The following is a 5,864-nucleotide window of genomic DNA, read 5'->3' as shown; positions in this document are numbered from 1 at the left end:
GTTACGCCGTTGGGAGTAAGTGTGGAACGGGGCTTGGGAAGCTCTGCGGCAGTAGTGCGAACATGCCATCGGCTGCGTGTCATCGACGCACATCATCCGGTCACTGACCGAGTATGCACAAGCTTTGCTGTCTGAGCTTCCAGATACCGATCGGAAACGGCAAAGGGTTTCTTCGGCTAGATCGCCAGTGGTGTCCCGCCGACGCGGCGCAACCTAGCCGATGATTCCGGCTCTGGTGCGATCGGCCTGGGGCGTACGACCCCCCGGCTGACGGCGGGGGCTTCGGGTTTCCGGACCACGACGTCCGCGTACTTCGTTTCGTGCTCTGACCAAGGGGAACCGCACTTTGTGGCCTAGGGCGTGTCTCCTAAAGGGTGATGTGGCGCGACCACAGGAAAATCGCATGTAGGAGCGCGCCCGCCCGGTACGTCAGCGCCAATTTGTCGTACCGGGTGGCAAGCCCCCGCCACTGTTTGACGGCATTGAAGGAACGCTCGACTACATTGCGGCCTTTGTATTTCTGCGCATCGAACTTCGGAGGCCGACCACCACCGCTGCCCCGATTACGCCGATGGCCCTGCTGATCGCGAGGTTCGGAGATCACTGCCTCGATCCGCCGCGACCGCAGCAACGCTCGGATTGCACGCGAGGAATACGCCTTGTCACCGAGCACCGCATCCGGGCGAGTACGCGCCGGTACCGACCCCGCCCGCTCGATCCGCAAGTGCGAGAGCAAGATCGGAAACATCGGACTGTCACCCGCCTGCCCGGCACCGATGAGAACGACCAACGGCAGACCGTTCCCATCGGTGAGGTGATGAATCTTCGTGCTCAACCCACCACGAGAGCGACCGATACCGTGATCATCGGGCTCGGCAAGCAGATTCATGTAATTCGACAGATCCCCCTGTGGAACGAGCGAGATTCGTGCCGTGCTGATGTGCTCGGTTGATTGTCGAATCCACCGACACCTGCCCATCCACCCCGCCGCGGGCATCGGCGGCGCTCAACAACGCCGCGAGCACTCGATCCCACGTTCCGTCACCGGCATAGCGGCGGTGTCGTTTCCACACCGTCTGCCACGGACCGAAGTCTGCGGGCAGATCACGCCATGCCACCCCCGCCCGATATCGGTAAGCAATCCCCTCGACCACCAGCCGATTGTTCCGGAACGCCCGACCTCGAAGACCATCGGACGAGGGCAACAACGGTTCGATCAGGCCCCACTGCTCATCGGTGAACATCTGCAATCTCGACACGAGAAACATTCTCGAGCACAACCACACTCACATCTAGGAGACACGCCCTAGTGCCGATGTAGCTCGTGCAATTGAGTCGAGGGTTTTGGCATCATGGACAGCGTGATGAATCTTCGGGTGCCCTGGTCTCCTTCCCGTCGTCGGTCAACACGGTTCGCGCTGCAATCAGCGCGAACCGAGACCGCGGCGTTGGTGACGCAGGCGCGAGTTGCGCTGGCTCAGCAGCAGGAATTGGTGCGTATCGCTGAGATCACCGACAGCGACGATGACCGGTTACTCGCGGACGCAGCGCGGGCGCGTTGCCGCGATCAGCTGTCTGCGATCGGCAATGCAGTCGGTGCGTTGCCGAAGCTCGAGCGCAGAATGGTGGCGGCATGGGATCACGCGGCAGTAATGACCTGGTGGTATCGGTCGAGTGATCATCAAGGTTGGGCACCCATCGAAGCGCAAGTAGCACAGGTCATTGCACGTTTGCCCGATGGTATCGACACCGATACAGCTCTTGCGGTGATCGATGCAGCCTCTCATCGGTGCGAGTACGAGCTGAAGCATCGGAGGAAGGCCGCCGAGCAGAGCCCGTCGCTGTCCGATGAGCCGAGGACGATCACTCAGCGCCAGTTGGTGCGACTGCTTCGAGCAGATCTGGCGGGCGCGGGCCTCGAGGGTTTTATGTCGAGCTCGGCGCGAGGACGCGAGGCGGAGCGGCACTTCGTACCGTGGCTGAGCGAGGCCACAGCTGAGCTAGCGCACCCACAGTCGCAGGAGCGGTTGGATGAGATCATCACGAGGTGGCGTGAACTGCGGACGCAGTTCTTCTGGCACCTCTCCGACAAACGTGACCCGACGCAGGTGAGAGTGATCTGACCGCCGATCGGCCGATGTGAGATCTCCTGGCTCTGGCTCGACGCAAAAAATAGTCGGAGGCCACCGTGTGGTGTGCCTCCGACTCACCCTGTGCAATCTCAGTGTCGGCAATACTACACGCGCACAGTCGATATGGCGATCTACACGAATTCGCGTATTCGAGGGAGCGCTGCGGCGATCTCCTCGAACAAGCTTGGCCAACCGCGACGGAGGCGAGTGATCTTGCCCGATTCGAGGAAATTCCCGTCGAGAATGTGCGACACGCGTAGGTTCGCTGCAGGTGCGCCCAAGGCGGCCAGCTTGGCGTAGACAGGGTTGGTCGGCAGCTGGTGCCGGTGCGAATACGCGAGAACATCAGCCGCCGACCAATCCCACACTGGCCCGTACGCCACGGTTCCATCGGCGCGTCGAATCGTTCCCCCGTGGTGTAGACGCTGCTCGGCTCTGCTGCTGCAGCAGCTCGTGCCCTGGCAGCGTTCGCGGATCTCACGTGCGAGAGCCGAGTAGTACATCGACCACCTGCCGGTCCCTTTCCTGGATTCATCTGCCCGCACACCCCAGACTTCTCCGTCGCCGAACGTGGCATGTGCTGTTCGGGCCGGCTGCGCGATCAAGGTCTCGAACCCTTGTACGGGCACGTGAGCCGATGGGATGCCGCGATGGTCCCATTCCCCGGTCCGGGCCATTACCGTCAGCAGTGATGGTTCAGCGCGAATGATATGCAAGTCCAGTCCCAGCTTCGTCGCAATCTGCTCGACGTAGGCGTAGGTCTCGGGATATTCGAGGCCGGAATCGAAAAATGCCACCGGGACATCTGGATCGGCCTGGCGGGCCAGATCAACAGCAACCACCGAGTCCTTTCCGCCACTGAATGCGACATAGCCGTCGAATTTATCGAGGTGTTCTCCGACACGGTCGATGATCGCCGAAATGTTATGCCGCGGGGATCGAAGGGACCGTAAGTGAGTGAGATCGAGACCGTCGAAATCGTTGCTGCGCACCGCCACAACGATAGTCGGAACATGGACAGTTTCAACCTCGACTACTCAGCCGCTTCGGCACAAAACGGGTGAACGCCCGCTTCAATGCGGTCGCCTCCGGTGCAGTTTTTGGGGTGTTCGAGGTGTCCGGTGTCGGTGTTATGTTCGCCCGGATATCGTCCGTTGAATGAGTAAGAGGAAGAGGTGGCGACCGATGAGTCCCGCAGAGTCCGATACAGGCAGCGCGCTGCCCCGGTGGGTAGTCGATCCGTCGGCGGCGCACAAATCGACCGAGGAGCCGGTCGCCTCTGGCCCGGAAGTGCAGTCAGGAGATCGCCCCACTGGGCAGGATCAAGCCCCCGTCCACCGCTCTGGCGGGCAGTCGGCAGACCGGGAACTCCCCCCAGCCAGTGAGTTCGTGCCAATCGACGCACCTCGAATCGCATCCGACAACGCGGATGAAGGGGTGCAAGAAAGTGCGTCCAAAAACCCATCAAAAAACGCACCTGATGTCGCATCAGAACTCGCACCGAATGACCGGCTAAACGACGTGCCCAACACCTCGACCCAGAGGCAGGCAGACACAGATGCTCTCCGGTCCGCGAGGATCCCGTGGCCGCCACGAGCCGACGATGATCACCCGCCCATACCGGACCGGGCATCGTCTGAGCCGGCACGCCGAGCGCAGAGTGGATCCGCGCAGTCCGCCAAGGAGTGGCTCGGTGACGAGTCGAACAGCAGTTCAGCACCGGTGGCTCGCCCGGAGCAGAGTGCCGTCCCCGACTCTCAGGCAGTGACAGTTCGTCGCCCCTTCACCTCGCAGCCTGTTCAATTCGTAGCGCCGGAGCGTGCGACCGTGCCGACAGCTGCCCCTGCTGCGTCGCCACGGTCGATCGATGAGATCGAACTGATCCGACGTGCCCAATTGCCGCCGAGCAAGGGCTGGCGACGATGGCTCTACCGACTCTCGTTCGGCACCGCTAATCCCGGTCAGTCGCCCGCCGAACTCGAGTACGAACAACTCACTCGGCGAGTGCGTCAACCGGTCCGAGGGAACTACAAGATCGCAGTCCTGTCGATGAAGGGTGGGGTCGGCAAGACCACGACGACAACAGGTCTCGGATCGACCTTTGCCGCACTGCGTGGTGACCGCGTCATTGCCTACGACGCCAATCCGGATTTCGGAACTCTTGCCTACCGTATTCACCGAGACAGCGACCGCACAGTTCGAGATCTACTGGCAGACAAAGCAGTACACAGCTACTCGGATGTGCGAATCTACACCTCGCAGGCGCGAAGCAGGCTCGAAGTGCTTGCAAGCGAACGTGATCCGTCTGTGTCGGAAGCATTCAACGAGCGCGACTACATCGCCGCACTGCGCATCCTCGAATCGTTCTACAACATCATCTTGACCGATTGCGGCACTGGTCTGATGAACTCGGCGATGGCGGGAGTACTCAAAGAAGCCGACGCGTTGGTCCTGGTCTCGTCCGCTGCCAAGGATGGGGCACGCAGCGCGGGGGCGACCCTCGAATGGCTCTCGCGACACGGTTTCGATGACCTGGTCAAACGCACCGTCGTGGTCATCAACGAATCGCGGAAGGGCTCGACGGCCCTGGATATCGAGCAGCTCGAGTCGTACTTCGCCGAGCGGACTCGTGCCGTGCAGGTAGTTCCGTACGACGACCACCTCGCCGAAGGGGACACAATCGATCTCGAGTTGCTGGGCAAGCCTGCGCAACGCGCGTTCGTGGAGCTAGCCGCTTTGCTGGCCGACGACTTTCCTCCCAACGTCGGCCGGCACGCGCCAACATCCGGTCCGACTCCTTGGTGAGTCGGACCATGTCGGCGAAAGTTGGCCTGTCCGTAGTGTCCGGGGGCACCGATATAGTGCAGAGATGGTCGAACTATCAAGGGGCAGTGCGTTACTCGATGTTGTGACGACTGCCTACGTCGCCGCAACAGGATCCCCGGTTTCGTGGGTGTCGGCCGGGGTTCCGGGTGACACCGCGTGCGCGAGGTGCGGGCGCGCGACAGAAGGTGCCGGCCGGCGAGTGCGTGAGACTGTGTCGAGAACGTTCACAGGGTTCGACGGGTGGGTGGATGTCGCAGCTCCCACGATGTGCCGCGTCTGCGTCTGGGTGTACTCGACCACGGCACTTCGCTCGGATCTCATGCTGGTCACCAGTGACCCTCCGTGCGCGACCAAATTGTCCAAGACCCGCTTGCGTAGCGTTCTCGGAACGGCAATCTCTTCAACTTCTGCCGTCGTGGTCCCGTTACGTCCCGGGCGTAAGCATGTTCTCCCTCATGCTCTGTGGGGCCGCGTAGCAGTCGATGACGTTGCGCTTCCGTGGACCGAGTACGACGCGGAACGCTTGAGTGCAGTCGTCCGATTGCGACGGCGCGGGTTTTCCGTGACAGCTCTTGCGCGCGCAGCGCCAGCATTCGGCACCTTGAAGGCCATTCCGCATCGTGCGTGGTCGTCGGTATTCGCGGATTGGGACCGCCTTGGCCCCTGGCGGGAGCGGACTGTGTATCTCGACCTCGCGGCGACGGCCTCAACGTCCAAAAGGGGGGCGGCATGACGCCTACCCGAGCTGCGACGCCGACCCAAACCTGGTTGAACGCAGCGAACTTTCTGCCGCCGGTCACAGGCGCTGCGGCCACAGCTGAACGACTGTTGCTGCTCCTGCACTACGGGATCAACTGGGATACCGGGTGGGTGGGCCGCCGAAGGGAGTTGTACTGGGACCATCAC

The 5,864-nt window shown here is 62.0% G+C and carries 3 protein-coding genes and 1 pseudogene; 2 read left to right on the top strand and 2 right to left on the bottom strand.

Features of this window, described 5'->3' with window-relative positions:
• Positions 1–367: 367 nt before the first annotated feature.
• Positions 368–1,259, bottom strand: a pseudogene (locus J1M87_RS28380) (IS5 family transposase).
• Positions 1,260–1,352: 93 nt separating this feature from the next.
• Between J1M87_RS28380 and J1M87_RS28375 the strand changes: the two are divergent.
• Entirely contained in the window at positions 1,353–2,123 is a 771-nt protein-coding gene (locus J1M87_RS28375; protein ID WP_042940329.1) for a hypothetical protein, read from the top strand.
• Positions 2,124–2,263: 140 nt separating this feature from the next.
• Here the strand turns inward: J1M87_RS28375 and J1M87_RS28370 are convergent, their stop codons facing one another.
• A complete protein-coding gene (locus tag J1M87_RS28370) occupies positions 2,264–3,130 on the bottom strand; it encodes a phosphoadenosine phosphosulfate reductase family protein (RefSeq protein ID WP_008720555.1) in 867 nt (288 codons plus the stop codon).
• A gap of 829 nt (positions 3,131–3,959) precedes the next feature.
• Between J1M87_RS28370 and J1M87_RS28965 the strand changes: the two genes are divergently transcribed.
• Positions 3,960–4,937: a MinD/ParA family protein gene (locus J1M87_RS28965; protein WP_051048287.1), complete on the top strand. Its 978-nt coding sequence runs from the start codon at positions 3,960–3,962 to the stop codon at positions 4,935–4,937.
• Positions 4,938–5,864: the final 927 nt, after the last annotated feature.

The sequence above is a fragment of the Rhodococcus sp. KRD162 genome, from assembly GCF_017168335.1.
Taxonomy (GTDB): Bacteria; Actinomycetota; Actinomycetes; order Mycobacteriales; family Mycobacteriaceae; genus Rhodococcoides.
This window is presented reverse-complemented; position numbering and strand designations above follow the sequence as displayed.